The sequence below is a fragment of the Cupriavidus yeoncheonensis genome, assembly GCF_905397275.1.
GTDB lineage: Bacteria > Pseudomonadota > Gammaproteobacteria > Burkholderiales > Burkholderiaceae > Cupriavidus > Cupriavidus yeoncheonensis.
In genome coordinates this window covers 281,226-297,228 of the sequence record NZ_CAJPUY010000004.1, presented here as the reverse complement: position 1 = coordinate 297,228, position 16,003 = coordinate 281,226, and the positions used below count along the sequence as shown (strand labels likewise).

The 16,003-nt window shown below is 67.7% G+C and carries 15 protein-coding genes; 10 read left to right on the top strand and 5 right to left on the bottom strand.

The genetic code is table 11. The features are described 5' to 3' along the window. Positions 1–36: 36 nt before the first annotated feature. The 3 genes from KHO22_RS07590 to KHO22_RS07580 form a co-directional block, all read right to left on the bottom strand. Entirely contained in the window at positions 37–408 is a 372-nt protein-coding gene (locus tag KHO22_RS07590; RefSeq protein WP_211946485.1) for a DMT family transporter, read from the bottom strand. Positions 409–418: 10 nt separating this feature from the next. Further along, on the bottom strand, positions 419–2,140 hold the full coding sequence (locus tag KHO22_RS07585; RefSeq protein WP_211946484.1) for a glycosyltransferase family 39 protein: 1,722 nt from the start codon (positions 2,138–2,140) through the stop codon (positions 419–421). Between the two features lie 293 nt (positions 2,141–2,433). Continuing rightward, positions 2,434–3,003, bottom strand: coding sequence for an HdeD family acid-resistance protein (locus tag KHO22_RS07580; protein WP_211946483.1), 570 nt, complete (start codon positions 3,001–3,003; stop codon positions 2,434–2,436). Between the two features lie 173 nt (positions 3,004–3,176). Here KHO22_RS07580 and KHO22_RS07575 point away from each other — a divergent pair, with 173 nt between their 5' ends. Continuing rightward, positions 3,177–4,067, top strand: a complete 891-nt coding sequence (locus KHO22_RS07575) for a hypothetical protein (protein WP_211946482.1) — start codon at positions 3,177–3,179, stop codon at positions 4,065–4,067. A gap of 77 nt (positions 4,068–4,144) precedes the next feature. Here KHO22_RS07575 and KHO22_RS07570 read toward each other — a convergent pair whose 3' ends face one another. Beyond that, positions 4,145–4,447 carry an amino acid ABC transporter permease gene (locus KHO22_RS07570; protein ID WP_211946481.1) on the bottom strand — a complete coding sequence of 101 codons (303 nt, stop codon included), beginning with the start codon at positions 4,445–4,447 and terminating at the stop codon, positions 4,145–4,147. 192 nt (positions 4,448–4,639) lie between these two features. Further along, a complete protein-coding gene (locus KHO22_RS07565; RefSeq protein ID WP_211946480.1) occupies positions 4,640–5,560 on the bottom strand; it encodes an amino acid ABC transporter substrate-binding protein in 921 nt (306 codons plus the stop codon). 253 nt (positions 5,561–5,813) lie between these two features. Here KHO22_RS07565 and KHO22_RS07560 point away from each other — a divergent pair, with 253 nt between their 5' ends. The 9 genes from KHO22_RS07560 (at position 5,814) to KHO22_RS07520 (ending at position 15,977) form a co-directional block, all read left to right on the top strand. Next, the gene (locus KHO22_RS07560; RefSeq protein ID WP_211946479.1) at positions 5,814–6,905 is read left to right on the top strand and encodes an acyltransferase family protein; all 1,092 of its coding nucleotides are present in this window, start codon (positions 5,814–5,816) and stop codon (positions 6,903–6,905) included. A gap of 284 nt (positions 6,906–7,189) precedes the next feature. Further along, a complete protein-coding gene (locus KHO22_RS07555; protein ID WP_211946478.1) occupies positions 7,190–8,428 on the top strand; it encodes a GTP cyclohydrolase II in 1,239 nt (412 codons plus the stop codon). Next, the gene (locus KHO22_RS07550; RefSeq protein WP_211946477.1) at positions 8,425–9,729 is read left to right on the top strand and encodes a URC4/urg3 family protein; all 1,305 of its coding nucleotides are present in this window, start codon (positions 8,425–8,427) and stop codon (positions 9,727–9,729) included. Before KHO22_RS07555 ends, KHO22_RS07550 begins: the two co-directional genes overlap by 4 nt. A gap of 95 nt (positions 9,730–9,824) precedes the next feature. Then, positions 9,825–10,514 (top strand): uracil phosphoribosyltransferase, encoded by a 690-nt coding sequence (upp, locus tag KHO22_RS07545; protein ID WP_211946476.1) that lies wholly within the window; start codon positions 9,825–9,827, stop codon positions 10,512–10,514. Next, positions 10,514–11,215 (top strand): TetR/AcrR family transcriptional regulator, encoded by a 702-nt coding sequence (locus tag KHO22_RS07540; protein WP_211946475.1) that lies wholly within the window; start codon positions 10,514–10,516, stop codon positions 11,213–11,215. Before upp ends, KHO22_RS07540 begins: the two co-directional genes overlap by 1 nt. Positions 11,216–11,240: 25 nt before the next feature. Then, entirely contained in the window at positions 11,241–12,248 is a 1,008-nt protein-coding gene (locus tag KHO22_RS07535) for a BMP family protein (RefSeq protein WP_211946474.1), read from the top strand. A gap of 93 nt (positions 12,249–12,341) precedes the next feature. Continuing rightward, entirely contained in the window at positions 12,342–13,934 is a 1,593-nt protein-coding gene (locus tag KHO22_RS07530; protein WP_211946473.1) for an ABC transporter ATP-binding protein, read from the top strand. Continuing rightward, complete coding sequence (locus KHO22_RS07525; protein ID WP_211946472.1) at positions 13,924–15,015, top strand: ABC transporter permease; 1,092 nt, start codon at positions 13,924–13,926, stop codon at positions 15,013–15,015. The genes KHO22_RS07530 and KHO22_RS07525 overlap by 11 nt, the downstream gene beginning before the upstream one ends. Next, positions 15,015–15,977 (top strand): ABC transporter permease, encoded by a 963-nt coding sequence (locus tag KHO22_RS07520; RefSeq protein WP_211946471.1) that lies wholly within the window; start codon positions 15,015–15,017, stop codon positions 15,975–15,977. Before KHO22_RS07525 ends, KHO22_RS07520 begins: the two co-directional genes overlap by 1 nt. The last annotated feature ends 26 nt before the right edge of the window (positions 15,978–16,003 follow it).

The window sequence follows — 16,003 nt, the reverse complement described above, 5'->3', positions numbered from 1 at the left end:
TTGCCAGTTAAAGGTGCAGCACAGTTGGGCGCCGGGTCACGAACGCGCGATCAGGAATACGCCGGCCAGGATCAGCAGGATGCCGCACACGCGCAGCGGTCCGATCATCTCGCCGAACAGCCAGTACGCGGCCAGCGCATTCACCACATAGCCGAGCGAGAGCATCGGGTAGGCGATCGAGACATCCACGCGCGACAGCCCGACGATCCACACGCCCACGCTGACGACATAGAGCGTCAGCCCGGCCAGCACCGGCCACTGGGTCAGCACGCGCAGTGCCGTCACCAGCAGGGTGCTGCGGTCGATGGTGATGGCGCCGACGGCGTTGACGCCGGCCTTGAGCAGCAATTGCGCGGCGGCATTGAGCAGCACGCCGGTAAAGATAAAGGCAAAAGTCGATAGCGTCATGGCGCCGGGTTCAGTCCTTGGATGGTTGCGGCCGGGCCGGTGCCGGCAGCGGGAAATTGGCAACGACGATGCGGCGCTTGTCCTCGGCCACCGTGTTCATGGGCACGCCGCGCGCGGCGAGGTCCTTGAACGTGTCGGCCGACATGATCGCAATGGCGTGCGGGCCCTGCTTCCAGCGTTCCACAAAGGCATCGACGGTCGGGATCCACTTCTGCGGCTCCTGGCCGACGCCGAACTCCAGCTCGTCGGGGTGCTCCACGAGGATGGTAGTGCGGCGCAGGTAAAACGGCAGCGTGTGGTCCAGCAGGCGCACGCTGTAGATCGGCATGTCGGGGGTCAGCACCTCGCTGATCGCGGGCACCAGGTCGGCGCCCGAAGCCGGGCGGCCCATGGCTTCATGCCCGCGGAAGGCCAGTGTCGCGCACAGGAACATGGCCACAGCATAGGCGACGATGCTCGGAAATACGCCGCGGGAGCGCACCAGGTGGCGTGCGAGCAACGTGCCCGCCAGCATGCAGGCAAAGGCCAGACCGATCCACAGCGCGAATTCGCGGTAGACCACGTTGGGCGTGCTGGGCTTGTCGAGCGTTGCCACGTAAGGGGTGGCCAGCAAGCCCAGGACGGCCAGCACCAGCATGAAGTTCACCTGCCGCAGCCACGAGCGTTCGGTGGCGGTGTCGAGCGCCACGCCGGCCAGGATGCCCAGCGCCGGGAAGATCGGCACGATATAGCCCGGCAGCTTCGAGCCCGACAGGCTGAAGAAGGCGAAGATGGCAATGGCCCAGATGGCGGCCAGCATCGCCGGCTGGAACGGCCGCGGGGCGCTGCCCCGCTCTACGCCGGCGCGTTCGCGCACGGCCTGCCACATGCCCGGGAAGACGCCCAGCCACGGCAGAAAGCCTGCGACGAGGAGCGGCAGGAAGTACCACAGCGGGCCCTTGCGGGAGTGCACCGTCGAGGTATAGCGCTGCCAGTGCTCGTGGATGAAGAAGAAGTTCAGGAATTCGGGGTTGCGCTCGGACACCAGCCAGAACCAGGGCACGGTGACCACGAGCATCAGCACGATGCCGGCCACCAGATGCAGCCGGCGCCACAGGCCAAAATCGCGCGTGACGAGCGTATAGACCACCAGCACCAGCCCGGGCAGGGCAATGCCGACGAGGCCCTTCGTCAGGACGGCAACGCCCATGGCGACCCAGCAGGCGAGCATCCAGTTGCGGCGCGCCGACGGCGTGGCCTCGGGGTGCTGGGCAAGCAGCATGAAAGCGAGCACGCAGGCCATGGCGCCCGACAGCGTCATGTCCAGCGAATTGAAATGTGCCGCCACGTTCCACATCGGCGCGGCGACCAGCACCAGCCCGGTAAGCAGGGCCGCGCGCAGGCCAAACCAGCGGTGCGCGGCGAGCATGGAAACCAGCAGGCCGATGGCACCGGACAGCGCCACGCACAGCCGCGCCTGCCAGTCGCCAATGCCGAACAGCGTATAGGACAGTGCGGTCACCCAGAGATGAAAGGGCGGTTTCTCGAAGTACTTGAGCGCCTGGTAGCGAATGGTCACCCAGTCGCCGGTGGCGAACATCTCGCGGGCAATTTCAGCGTAGCGGCCTTCGTCCGAGCGCAGCAGGTGGCGCATGTCGAGCGTGCCGAACCAGACCAGCAGGATGCCGAGGCTGATCGCGGCGATAACGCCAACTGACAGCCCGGCATAGCGCGAGGTCGAAGAACTACGCATAGAACTCCCTGGAATTGTCGACGAATGAATGGCTTGCGTCGGGTGGCGACAGTCGGAGCCGACCGCTGCTGGATACCGGGCATGGCGGGAAGACGTCACAACGCTTGCGACCGGTCCACGGTGGACAAGGCAAGCCTCAGGCCCCGATTTCTGGTCTGAATTGTGATGCAAACGTATCTTATTCCCGGTGCTCGGACCGTCCCTCTCGCGGGCGGCAATGGTAGCACGGGTGAGGCATCCGTCCTGCTTTCGGGCGGCCCGGCGACATCCGGTGGGCCACCGTTGCGCCGAAGTCAGGCTGGCTGGGCTGGCTGGGTAGCGGTCGCCGGCCGGACACTGCGCAACCGCAGTGCGACCCCAAGGAGCAGGATGCCGCACACAATGGCCCATGAGCCGATCAGCCAGAGTACGGCGAGCGCTCCGGCCAATGGCCGCCACAGCACCAGGAATGCGAACGCGATGCTGACCAGCCCGGTCAGGATCAGCCACCATTCGTTCGGGATCTCCTTGCGCAGTCGCACGGCTGCGACAATCTGCAGCACGCCCGTGGCCAGGGTCCAGGCGGCAATATAGATCAGCAGGGACAAGGCCGTGATGGTCGGGCTCAGCCAGGTGAGCGCGCCGACGCCCAGCCCCAACAGGCCCTGCAGCGCCAGGATCCAGCGGTCGCTGCTCTCGCGCTGCTTGCCGGAAATCGCCATGAGCAGGGCCATCAACCCGTCGGCCGCCACGAACGCGCCGAAGATGATGATCAGCGCGGCCAGCGTGGCGATCGGCGCGAAGAACGCGCAAATGCCGAACATCAGCGCCAGCAGACCGCGCAATGCGATCACCCACCATAATTTCGCGTAGTACTGAAGCATGGGATCTCCCTGCAAGGTACCGGGTCGCCAGCCCGGCCCGGCCTCCGCAAGCCCGACGAGACAGGCGGCGGGAAACGCGCTAACTTTGAAGCGGGCCGCTTGCTGACCCGGGCCGGCCCGGGCCAGCCGGGCGCCAGGTTGGGGGCGCAAGACCATTCTAGACAGGGATTCATGTGAAGACAAAGGCGCAGCACTTCCGGCGAAAGGGCGCAGCGGGCGCGCTTGCCCTGCTGCTGGCCGGCGTCGCGTGGGCGCAGGAGCGGCCAGCAGCGGTGCAAGCGCGCCAGGGCGGCTCGTCGCCCGGCGGTTCTCCGCCACCATCGGCCGGCGCCGTGCTCTGCGACGCGCCGTGGTTCCGCTCGGGCTCGCACGTGCAGATGGAGGGGGACGGCGCCCTGCCGATGTCGATCACGATGACATTGCGCGACGCCGGGCGCAGGGCTTCCGGGTGCCACGCGCAACTCGAGATCAACTCAAAATCGGCCATGTCCGCGCTGATGGGGCCGCCCGTCATCATGGACCAGGTGCATCAGCTCCATATCGACCGGCGCACGCCCGCGGACCAGACCAGTATCGAAAGCCAGCATGCCGTGATCAACGCCCGTGCGCGCTACGCTCGCATGTACGGCGAGGCCGCATTCAGGGGCAGCGGCGTGTTCAGCTATGCCGGCATGAACCTGCGCGAAGGGAGCACGCTGCAGGGCGAAACGTTTGAATCGAGCCTGTCGCTGAAGGTATATCCGCTAGGTTCGGACGAGGTGGTCAGCACCATGCGCGCGCTGCACGCCTCCATCAACATCAGCTCGCGCCAGGTCGGCCGCCGGCAGATGATCGACACCGTCATGGGGCGCAAGGAATGCCTGCCGATTACCTACGAGAAGCGCACGTCGCTGGGGCCGCTGCTGGTTGGTGACGAAGTCGTGCAGGTCGAGCCCACGGTCATGCAGATAACCGACTGGTACTGCCCGGCCGAGGCCTTTGTGCTGCGTACCGAAGTCATGCAGGACGGCAAGGTGCAGCGCATCGACGTGACGGCGATGGAGCAGGATACGCAGGCGCCGTAGGCGCGCTCGGCCGGCACCGCACCCCGAAATGCAAAAGCCCGTGCGCAGGCACGGGCTTTTGCATGGCTGGCTGGGTATCAGCTGGCCGCCGGCGCCGAAGCGGCCTTCTTCTTGCTCTTCTTGGACTTCGACTTGGCCGGTTTCTTGGCTTCCGGGGCCGAGGCGTCGGTCAGTTCGCTGCGGGTGCTCTTGTTCGCGCCCTGGCTGTACGGATCGAACTTGTCGCCGGTCTTGGCGCCCTCGGTGTACGGGTCGAACTTCTGACCTGACTTGGCACCCTGGGTATACGGGTCGAACTTCTTGCCGCCGGTTTGCGCGTGGGCGGCCACAGCAGCCGTGCCCAATGCGAGCGCGATCGCGGTCGCAACAAACTTGTTCATGATTTCTCCTGAGTCCTGCCTGGTTATGCCACCCCGTCGGGCGGTTCTTCGCGGTTGCCCCTCTGGCGGGGGCGACCGGTTTCAGTGTCGCCAAGCTGTTGTCAGGCTGTCAACTGGGTACCTACCCGACGGTAGGGACTCATGGAAACCATGGATTGCCGTATCAGTTTGTGTGCGTCTGATACGTTGGCGTCACTCCGTGGCGGTATCGGAAGGGTGCTTCCAGGCTTCGCGTACCTGGCTCGACGGGGCCAGGGCGAGGTTGATGTTGCGGCTGCCGATGGGTTGCTGGAACCAGCGCTTCTGCAGCGACGTGATGCCCGGACCCGCGAACGTGCTGGCCAGGGTCTGGTCGACGAACTGTTTCCATTCCGGGTCGGCCTTCGACATCATCAGCGCGTTCTGCTCCGTCGAAAGGGCGGGGCCGACGATCACGAACTGAGACGGGTCCTTGGCGCGTGCGCGCAGGCCGGCAAGCAGGACGTCGTCCATCACGAAGGCTTGCGCGCGCCCCGATTCCAGCAGCAGGAACGATTCGCCATGATCCTTCGCGTAGATGTCGCGATAGCCGTATTGTTGCTTCAGGTGGCGCACATGGCGGTCGCCCGTGGAACCGGCGCTGGTGACCACGGTCTTGCCGCGCAGGTCCTCGAAGGACTTGATGCCGGAGTCGGCACGCACCAGCATGCGCACGGTCGACACGTAATGCGACACGCTGAAGGCCACCTGCTTCTGCCGCTCCGGCGAGTTGGTATTGGGGGCGCAGTCCAGGTCCACCAGGCCATTGACCATCGCGGGGAAGCGGTTCTGCGGCGTGAGCGGCATCCAGCGCACCTTGATGTCCTTCAGCCCCAGTTTCTGGCGGGCTGACTCGGCCACGCGCCGGCACAGGTCGACGGCATAGCCGGCCGGCTGGCCCTTGTCATCGGCAAACGAAAACGGCAGCGCGGACTCGCGGTAGCCGAGCACGATGGTGCCGCTGTCGCGGATCTTCTCCAGGACCGGGCTCTGCGCGTGGGCGCCCAACGGGGATAGCGCGGCCAGGGACAGCAGCAGGATGGCCAGCGGGCGGATCAGCTTGCGCGGGGCGGTGAAGGCGGGGACGGACAACATATGGGAGGCGGGCGAGGCGCAATGGCGCCAGTTGCAGCAAAACCGCAAGGGTATACCCGTGCTCTGCCCGGAGGAACGACAACTTTCTCATAAGCAAATGCTTCGCCGTCAAGACAACTGACTTCCCCATTCCGATAAAGGCACTTACCGGAGATTTGTGTAACGATTACTCATTTTGTGACAAATAAGGCGCAAACGGATGGCGCGAAGACGGTAAAATCGCGGCCATCGTCTTTGTAACGTTCTTATAACAATGAGCCCCCGTCCTTCGCGCCTCGCGTGCATTGACGCCCTCAAGGCCGTCAGCTCGCAACTGATCGTGCTCCATCACCTGGCGTTTTACGGCCCCATGTCCGACTCGGCCTATTCGCTGGCGCCGGATGTCCTTGACTGGCTGTCGCAATACGCCCGCATCGCGGTTCAGGTCTTCCTTGTCGTCAGCGGTTTCCTGGCGGCGCGCAGCCTTGCGCCGCATGGACGGCTGGTGATCCGGCAGCATCCGCTGGCCGCCGTCTGGCGCCGCTACCAGAAACTGGTCACGCCGTATGCCGCGGCGATCCTGGTCAGCATCGCGGGGGCCGCCATCGCGCGTACCTGGATGGTCCATGACTCGATCCCCGCGCCGCCGCACCTCATGCAGTTCCTTGCCCATGTGCTGTTGCTCCATAGCGTGCTGGATGTCGATGCCCTGTCGGCGGGCGTCTGGTACGTGGCGATCGACCTGCAGCTGTTCGCGCTGCTGGTGACGGCGCTGTGGCTGGCGCGCAGCGTCTCGGGGCAGGGTGCGCAGGCAGGGGTGGTGGTGGTGTCGGCGCTGGCGGTGGCATCGCTGTTCTGGTTCAACCGCGATGCCGGGTGGGATATCTGGGCGGTGTATTTCTTCGGTGCCTATGGCATGGGCACGCTCGCGTACTGGGCGTCCAATTCCGGGCGCTCGGCCATTCCGCTCCTGTTGCTGGGGGCGCTTGGGCTTGCGGCACTGATCGTCGATTTCCGCCTGCGCATCGCGGTGGCGCTGGCCACGGCCTTGCTGCTGGCGGTGGCCAGGCGCGGCGGGTGGCTCGAAAGCTGGCCGCGCGCGGCGGTGGTGGGCTTCTTTGGCCGCATCTCCTATTCAGTGTTCCTGGTGCATTTCCCGGTCTGCCTGATCGTCAACGCGGTGGTTTCCCACCTGGCGCCGGGCAACCCCGTGCTCAACGCACTGGGCATGCTGTTCGCCTGGGTGGCGAGCAACGTTGCCGGAACCTTGTTTTACCGCTATGTGGAAAGCGCCAGTCCGGTCGCCGCGCTGTGGACGTGGGTGGCCGGTGGCCGCCGCGGCGCGCAAGGGGAATCGACAACGTAACCACAACGTTAACCCCGTGGCCTGGCCGCCGCGCCTTCAGTGCGGACGGGATCAGGATAGCAGCGGCACGTAGCCATCCCGGCACGTGCCGCTTTTTCGTGGTGCGTGGCGCCGTGCGCGGCAATGCCGATGCCCGCCTACGGTGCGGCCGGCGGCCGTTGCCCGCGTGCGACGACCCACGCAGGGGCCCGAAACGGGCATTGGGTGATGGCACAGAGATTGCCTACTATGGAATCGTAAACCTGACCGTTTGGTCAGGATTCCATCACGGAATCGAGGCTGTCATGTCCGACCATATCGTCCTCACTTCGCATGCGCGCCGCGACAAACCGGCGGAGCCGATCCACTGGGGGGCGCCGACGGCAGCGGAACGAGGGCCGGTGATTGCCAGCCTGACAGACCCTGAGCGGCGCAATGTGATCGGCACACACTCGGGCGCCTATGCCATCTACCGGGCGCTTGCCGTGGCCTCGGGCCGCCTGCAGCGCGACCACCGGCCGGACCTGACCGATACTGCGCCGGCCGAGTCGATCGGCCCGCACCCGCAGTGGGCGGACGCGGACAAGATCGTTTCACTGGACCCGTGGGGCCATCTCGTTTCCAGTGCCTTTGCCGACCGCATCGCCGCAGGCGTGGATATCCGCCCGACCATTGCCGTGACGCGCGCGCACATCAACATGCCCGAGCTGGCCTCCGCGATCGCGGCGGGACGGCTGAAGCCGGACGGCGACATTCTCCACGCCAACGGCGACGTGCGGGTCACCAAGGCCGCGGTGGATCCGGTCTGGTACCTGCCCGGGCTGGCGCGCCGTTTCGATATCAAGGAAACCGCGCTGCGGCGCAGCCTGTTCGAGCAGACCAGCGGCATGTTCCCGGAACTGGTGACGCGGCCCGACCTGAAGGTCTTTCTGCCGCCCATCGGCGGCATGACGCTCTATTTCTTCGGCGATATCGCCAAGCTGGGCAAGCCGGACACGCATGTGGCCTGCCGCGTGCATGACGAGTGCAACGGCTCGGACGTGTTCGGCTCCGACATCTGCACCTGCCGTCCCTACCTCGCGCATGGCATTGAAGTATGCATCGACATGGCGCAGCAAGGGGGCGTAGGCTTGGTGGTCTATAACCGGAAGGAAGGACGCGCGCTGGGCGAGGTGACCAAGTTCCTGGTCTATAACGCCCGCAAGCGCCAGGTGGGCGGCGACCGCGCCGAGACCTACTTCGCCCGCACCGAGTGCGTGGCCGGCGTGCAGGACATGCGCTTCCAGGAACTGATGCCGGACGTCTTCCACTGGCTGGGCATCCGGCGCATCGACCGCTGGGCGTCGATGAGCAATATGAAACATGGTGCGCTGGTGGCCCAGGGCATCGAAGTGGTCGAGCAGGTGGCCATACCTGAAGAACTGATCCCGGCGGACGCGCGCGTGGAAATCGACGCCAAGGTGGCGGCCGGTTATTTCACGCACTACACGCCGCCTGACGCCGACGAACTCGCCCTGGCAAAGGGCAGGGGGTTGAACGAATGAGCACGTATCCCGAAGCGGACCGGCCGGCCGGACCGGCCGACGGCCATGGCAGCGGCTGGTTCAGTCCGGTGCCGGCGGGGCATCCGGCCGCGGCGCTGCTTTGCGCCGAGGCTGTCCGCACGCATTGCGCGGCGATCACGGAGCACGTGGCAGCCGGCCAGTCCGAACTGTTCACCTGGCATCCCGATCGGGTTCATGCGATTGCGGACTACGTCGCCAGCACCGTCCGCCAGCGCTATCCGGACCTGCAGGTGCCATACCACAGCCGCTGGCGCCACTTCGAAAGCGGCGGCTCCGGCGAGCGGCTCGACCGCTGGCAGATCCTGTGCGAACGTGCCGCGCTGAGCGGCCCCGAGCACCGCGAGGACCGCGCCCGCATCGGGATCGACCTGGTCATTCCGAGCGTACTGCTGGACGCCGGGGCCGGGCCCGACTGGCGCTACCGCGATCCGGCCAGCGACCTGACCCTGACGCGCTCGGAAGGGCTCGGCGTGGCCAGCTTCGACCTGTTCGCGCGCGGTGGCTTTTCGGCCGAGCCGGGCGATCCGCTGCGCGCCGATGCCGATCGCCTGATGCGCATCGACGCGTCGAGCATCGCCACGGCGTTCCAGGTTGCGCAGCACAATCCGCTGGTCGGCCTGGAAGGACGCGCGGGGCTGCTGCGCCGCCTGGGTGAAGTCATGCAGGCCACGCCGGCCGTGTTCGGCTCGCCGGCGCGGCTCGGCAACCTGTTCGACTACCTGAAGGCCAATGCGGTCGACGACCGCATCGAGGCGAGCTTCATCCTGAAGACGCTGCTGGTGGCGCTGGGTCCGGTCTGGCCGGGGCGGGTCGCGCTGGAGGGCGTCTCGCTCGGCGATACCTGGCGGCACCCGGCCGCCCCAGGCGGGCTGGTGCCGTTCCACAAGCTGACCCAGTGGCTGACGTATTCGCTGCTGGAGCCGCTCGAGGACGCGGGCCTGATTGTCACGGGACTGGAGTCCCTGACCGGGCTGCCCGAATACCGCAACGGTGGCCTGCTGTTCGACTTCGAGTTGATGGTGCCGCGCGACCCGGGGTTCGCGGAAGCGGCGCATGAGGTGCAGGAGCCGGTCATCGTCGAATGGCGCGCCCTGACGGTGACAGGGCTGGATCTCGTGGCCGACGGCGTGCGCCAGGCGCTCGGATTGACGGAGGCCGAGTTTCCGCTGGCGCGCGTGCTCGAAGGCGGCACCTGGGCCGCGGGGCGGCGCATTGCCGCCAAGCGCAGGCCCGGCGGGCCGCCGCCGTTCGCGATCCACAGCGACGGCACGGTATTCTGAGCGCCGTGGTTGTGCAGTAGGCTTGCCCGCCGGCCGACGCCGCCCGGCGGTGCAATCCCTGATTCCCCCGCCAGTCCGATTGCATAGGAGTCACCATGAACGACGTGTCTGCCGTCCCCGTGGCCCCGGCCGAAGCCGCCAGCGCCCCGGCCGTCACCGCCTCCGTGCTGGTGGTGGACCACCCCCTGGTCCAGCACAAGGTCACGCTGGCGCGCAGCGAGGAAACCACCACGGACAACTTCCGCCGGCTCGTGCGCGAGATCAGCCAGCTCCTGACCTACGAAGCCACGCGCGACCTGCCGATGGAGACCATCGCCATCAAGACGCCGATTGCCCCCACGCAGTCGCCGGTGCTGGCGGGCAAGAAACTCTGCCTGGTGTCGATCCTGCGGGCGGGCAATGGTTTCCTGGACGGCATGCTGGAACTGCTGCCGGCCGCGCGCGTGGGCCATATCGGCCTGTACCGCGACCCGGAGACGCTCGAGCCCGTCGAGTACTACTTCAAGATGCCCGAGGACATCCGGGAGCGGATGGTGATCGTGGTGGACCCGATGCTGGCCACGGGCAATTCGGCCATCGCGGCGCTGAACCGGCTCAAGGAGAGCGGCGTGACCATGCTCAAGTACGTGTGCCTGATCGCGTCGCGCCCGGGGCTGAACGCGCTGCGGGCCGCGCATCCGGACGTAGCCATCGTCACCGCGGCCATCGATGAGGAGCTGAACGAGCACGGCTACATCGTGCCCGGACTTGGCGACGCCGGGGACCGCCTCTACGGCACGCGGTGATGGACGGCCCGGCGACCGCCGCGACGCGGCGCCTGCCTCTGGCGCGCGACGCCAGCGGCGGACGCATCCGGCAGGAGAACGAGGCCATGATCCTGCGCGCGGCCGAGCACGTGTTCGCTCGCGCCGGCTTTGCGGGGGCCACCATGGCCGAGATTGCCGTGCGCGCCGGCGTGCCCAAGTCCAACCTGCACTACTACTTCCGCACCAAGCAGGCGCTGTACCGTGCCGTGCTGGCGCACACGCTGCAGCTCTGGCTGTCCGAGACCGAGACCATCCGCGCCGAGCTGCCGCCGCAGGTAGCGCTGGAAGCGTACATCCGCGCGAAGATGCGGCTGTCGGCCAGCCATCCTGATGCTTCGCGGGTGTTCGCGAATGAACTGCTGCACGGCGCGCCGGAGATCGGTGAGGTGCTGCGCCATGCGCTGCGCGAACTGGTGGCACACAAGGCCGCGGTCATCCGCCAGTGGATCGCCAACGGGCAGATGGCCAGCGTCGATCCGCAGCACCTGTTCTTCACCATCTGGGCCGCGACCCAGACCTATGCCGATTTCGAATCGCAGATTTGCGCCGTGCTTGGTGTGAGCCGACTGGGCCGGCGCGATTTCGAGCTGGCCACCGAGCACCTGGTGGCGCTGCTCCTGCGCGGTTGCGGGCTGCGGCCCGTGGCCGCGCCGCTTGTCCGGGACGTGCCAACACCGTAGGACTCAAAACAAGGGAGAGAGAACCATGATGTCTGGACGCAATCGCAGGACCTGGCTGAAACTGGCCGCCGCAGGCGCAGCCGTGGCCGCCATCGGCGTGGTGCCGGTGGCGCACGCGCAGGCGAAGCTGAAGGTGGCGGCGGTGTACACCGTGCCGGTGGAGCAGCAGTGGGTGTCGCGCATCCACAAGGCGCTCAATGAAGCCAAGGCCCGCGGCGAGGTGGACTACGTGTTCTCCGAAAGCGTCTCGAATGCCGACTATGAACGCGTGCTGCGCCAGTACGCGGAGCAGGGCGCGGTGCTGATCGTCGGCGAATCGTTCGCGGTCGAATCCGCCGCGCGCAAGGTGGCGAAGGACTACCCGAAGACGGCCTTCCTGATGGGCTCGTCGGGCAAGCCGCAGGCGCCGAATTTCTCCGTGTTCGACAACTATATCCAGGAGCCGTCCTACCTGACCGGCATGATCGCCGGGGGCATGACCAAGACCAACCACATCGGCATGGTGGGCGGCTACGCCATCCCCGAAGTCAACCGCCTGATGCATGCCTTCATGGAGGGCGCGCGCGCGGTCAATCCCAAGGTGAAATTTACGGTGAGCTTCATCGGCTCATGGTTCGACCCGCCCAAGGCCAAGGAAGCCGCTTTCGCGATGATCGACAAGGGTGCCGACGTGCTCTACGCGGAGCGCTTCGGCGTATCGGACGCCGCCAAAGAGCGCGGCAAGCTGGCCATCGGCAACGTCATCAATACGCAGCCGCAGTATCCGGCCACGGTGGTGGCGTCGGCACTGTGGAATATGGAGCCGACCATTGGTGCGGCGCTGGGCAAGGTCAAGGCGGGGCAGTTCAAGGACGAAGACTACGGCAAGTATTCGCTGATGAAGTACAAGGGGGCCGAACTGGCGCCGCTTGGCACCTTCGAAGGCAAGGTGCCGGCTGACCTGATGGTCAAGGTGCGCGCGAGGGAGAAGGCCATCCTCGATGGCAAGGAGGCCGTGAAGGTGGTCGAAACGGAGCCGAAGTCCACACCGTAAGCGCCCCGCGGCAATTGTGCGATCGTTCCCTGCGGATTGCCATGCCTGGCGGGTGGCCGCCAGGCATGGCCTTTTATTCCCGTCCTGACATCCATGTCCCTGCCTGACTCGCTGCCGGTACTGCGCATGGCCGGCATCACCAAGCGCTTTGGCGCATTGCTGGCCAACGACGATATCTCGCTCGCGCTGCAGCGCGGCGAGGTGCTGGCGCTGCTCGGCGAAAACGGCGCGGGCAAGAGCACGCTGGTGAATATCCTGTTCGGCCACTACGTGGCCGATGCCGGCAGTGTCGAGATCGACGGCGTGGCGTTGCCACCGGGCAATCCGCGCGCGGCGCTGGCCGCAGGCATCGGCATGGTCCACCAGCATTTCACGCTGGCCGACAACCTGTCGGTGCTCGACAATATCCTGATCGGCACCGAGCCCCTGTGGCAGCTGCAGCAGGGCCGGCGCGCCGCGCGCATGCGCGTGCAGGAACTGTCGCGCCGCTTTGGCCTGGCCGTGCAGCCGCACGCGCGCGTCGGTGCGCTTTCGGTGGGCGAGCGCCAGCGCGTGGAGATCATCAAGGCGCTGTATCGCGGCGCGCGCGTGCTGATCCTCGACGAGCCGACCGCCGTGCTGACGCCGCAGGAGGCCGACAGCCTGTTCGCCACGCTGGCCCAGCTGATTGCCGACGGCATGTCGGTCATCTTCATCAGCCACAAGCTCGACGAAGTCCTGCGGGTCTCGCATCGCGTGGCCGTGCTGCGCGGCGGCCGGCTCGTGGCCACGCGCGATGCGGCAGCCACGTCGCGCGCGGAGCTGGCCGAGCTGATGGTCGGACGTGCCGTGCAGATGCCCGCGCGCACGCGGTCCGCGCTGCGCAACGAGTCAGATGTCCGCGCCGAACTCGCGCGCGTCAGCGTGCCGGCATCGGCGGGGCGCGTCGCGCTGCACGGCGTATCGCTGTCGCTGCATCGTGGCGAGATTGTCGGGATTGCCGGCGTGGCCGGCAACGGCCAGGTGACGCTGGCCGAGGTGATGAGCGGCATGCTCGCGCCCGCGTCGGGCACGGTGACGGTGACCGGCCAGGTCATGCCGGCCGAGCCGCAACGCTGGATCGCGGCCGGCGTGGCGCGCGTGCCGGAAGATCGGCACGCGCAGGGGGCGGTGGGAGACCTCGCGGTGTGGGAGAACGCCATCGCCGAGCATCTCGGCCAGCCGGCCTTCGCGCGCGCCGGCGTGATCCTCCGCGGCGCCGCCAGGCGCTTCGCGCGCGACCTGGCCGCGCGCTTCGACGTGCGTGGCGGCGGCATCGATGCGCCCACGCGTACGCTGTCCGGCGGCAATATGCAGAAGCTGATCCTCGGGCGGGCGCTGTCGGTGGGCGGCGAGGGCATTGCGCCGCGCGTGGTGGTGGCGAGCCAGCCGACGTGGGGCCTCGATATCGGCGCCGTGGCCTATGTCCACCGGCAGCTTCTGGATGCTGCCGACGCGGGGGCAGCCGTGCTGCTCATCTCCGAAGACCTCGACGAACTGATGACACTCGCTGACCGCATTGCGGTGATGCATCGCGGACACCTGACCGAAGCGCTCCCGGCGCAGGCCTGGACGCTGGCGACACTGGGCCTGGCCATGGCCGGCGCTACGGCATCGCCGCAAGGTGCCGCGGCAGCGGGCGGCACGGAGGTGTGCGATGCGGCTTGAGGCGCGGGCAACGGTGTCGCGCGTGGCGCTGGTGGCGGCGCCGGTGGGCGCCGTGGCGGCCACGCTGGCGATCTGCGCGCTGCTGGTCGCGTGGGCCGGTGCGCCGGTCGGGCGGGCCTACCTGACGCTGCTCGAAGGCGGCTTCGGTTCGCGCTTTGCCTGGTCGGAGACGCTGACGCGCGCCACGCCGCTGATGCTGACCGGGCTGGCCGTGGCCGTGGCATTCCGCGCGCGGCTCTTCAATATCGGTGCCGAGGGCCAGCTCTATCTTGGCGCGCTTGCCGCGGTGGCCATCGGCGGCCAGGTGGACGGCGGCCCGGCGCCGTGGGCCGCGCCGCTACCTGCCGGCGTGCTGTTCGCGCTGATGGTCGCGGCGGGCATGCTGGCCGGGGCGCTGCTGCTGCTCGGCCCGGCCTGGCTCAAGCTGCGGCTCGGTGTCGACGAGGTGGTGACCACGCTGCTGCTCAATTTCATCGTGCTGCTGCTGGTCTCGATGATGCTTGACGGCCCGATGAAGGACCCGCTGGCGATGGGGTGGCCGCAGTCCGTGACGCTGCTGCCCGAGCTGGAGCTGTCGAGGCTGATGGAACGTTCGCGCGTGCACAGCGGGCTGCTGGGGGCGTGCGCGCTGGCGCTGGCGGTGTGGGCGATGAACCGCTACACCGTGTTCGGCCTGCAGATGCGGGCAGTGGGCGCCAACGCGCGCGCGGCCGCGTTCGCCGGCATGCCGGTGGGCCGCGTGACGCTGCTCGCGGCGTTGCTGTCTGGCGCGCTGGCGGGTTTGGCCGGCGTGGTGGAAGTGGCGGGTCGCACCAGCTACCTCACGCTCGACATGTCGCCTGGCTACGGCTATGCGGGCGTGGTCATCGCCATGCTGGCCGGGCTGAACCCGCTCGGCGTGGTGGCGGCTTCGGTGTTCGTGGCCGGCGTGCTGGTCGGCGCCGACGGCATGAGCCGTGCGGTCGGCGTGCCCAATGCCATTGCCGACGTGATCGTCGCGGTGGCGCTGCTGGCCATGCTGGTCGCGACCATGCTGACGCGCTACCGCATCCGGCTGGACCGCGTGCGCGGAGTGGCCTGATGGAACTGTTCGACATCCTGGCCGCCGCGCCGTTCTGGGTCGCCGTCCTGCGCGTGGCCACGCCGCTGGTGTTTGGCACGCTGGGCGTGTTGCTGTGCGAACGGGCCGGGGTGCTGAACCTTGGCATCGAGGGCATCATGGTGGCCGGTGCGTTTTCCGGCTGGCTGGCGGTGTACCACGGTGCGCCGCTGTGGGGCGGCGTAGCGGTGGCGGCGGGCGCCGGGCTGGTGTTCGGGCTGCTGCACGGCTGGCTCACGGTGACGCTGGCGTTGTCGCAGCATGTGGCGGGGCTGGGGGTCACCATGCTGGCGACCAGCCTGTCCTATTACGCCTACCGGATCGGCTTTGCCTCGGTATCGTCGCCGCCGACCATCACGCCGTTCGCGCCGATGCGCTGGCTGGAACAGGTGCCGGTCGCGGGGCCCTTGCTGGGGCCGGTGCTTGGCGCGCAGACAGCGCTGACGCTGCTGGCCTTGCTGCTCGCGCCGGTGATCGCATGGCTGCTGTACCGCACGCCGCTCGGGCTGGCGGTGCGCATGGTCGGCGAGAACCCGGCGGCGGCCGAAGGGCAGGGCATCCGCGTGGGAGCGGTGCGCATCGGCGCGATCATGGCCGGCTCGGCGCTGATGGCGGTGGGTGGCGCATTCCTGACGCTGTCGGCGTTCAACGCGTTCTTCTTCAATATGATCAACGGGCGTGGCTGGATCTGCGTTGCGCTGGTGGTGTTCGCCTCGTGGCGGCCCGGCCGGGCGCTGCTGGGCGCATTGCTGTTCGCCGCGTTCGATGCGTTGCAGCTGCGCCTGCAGCAGGGCGGCGCCAGCCTGCCCGGGCTGCCGCCGCTGCCTTACCAGCTTTACCTGATGCTGCCCTACGTGCTGTCGATCGTCGCGCTGATCCTGGTGGCGCGGCGCGCCACGTATCCGCAGGCGCTGATGAAGCCGTACCGCCGGGGCGAGCGCTGAACCTGAACCCACCGATCCTGGAGCGA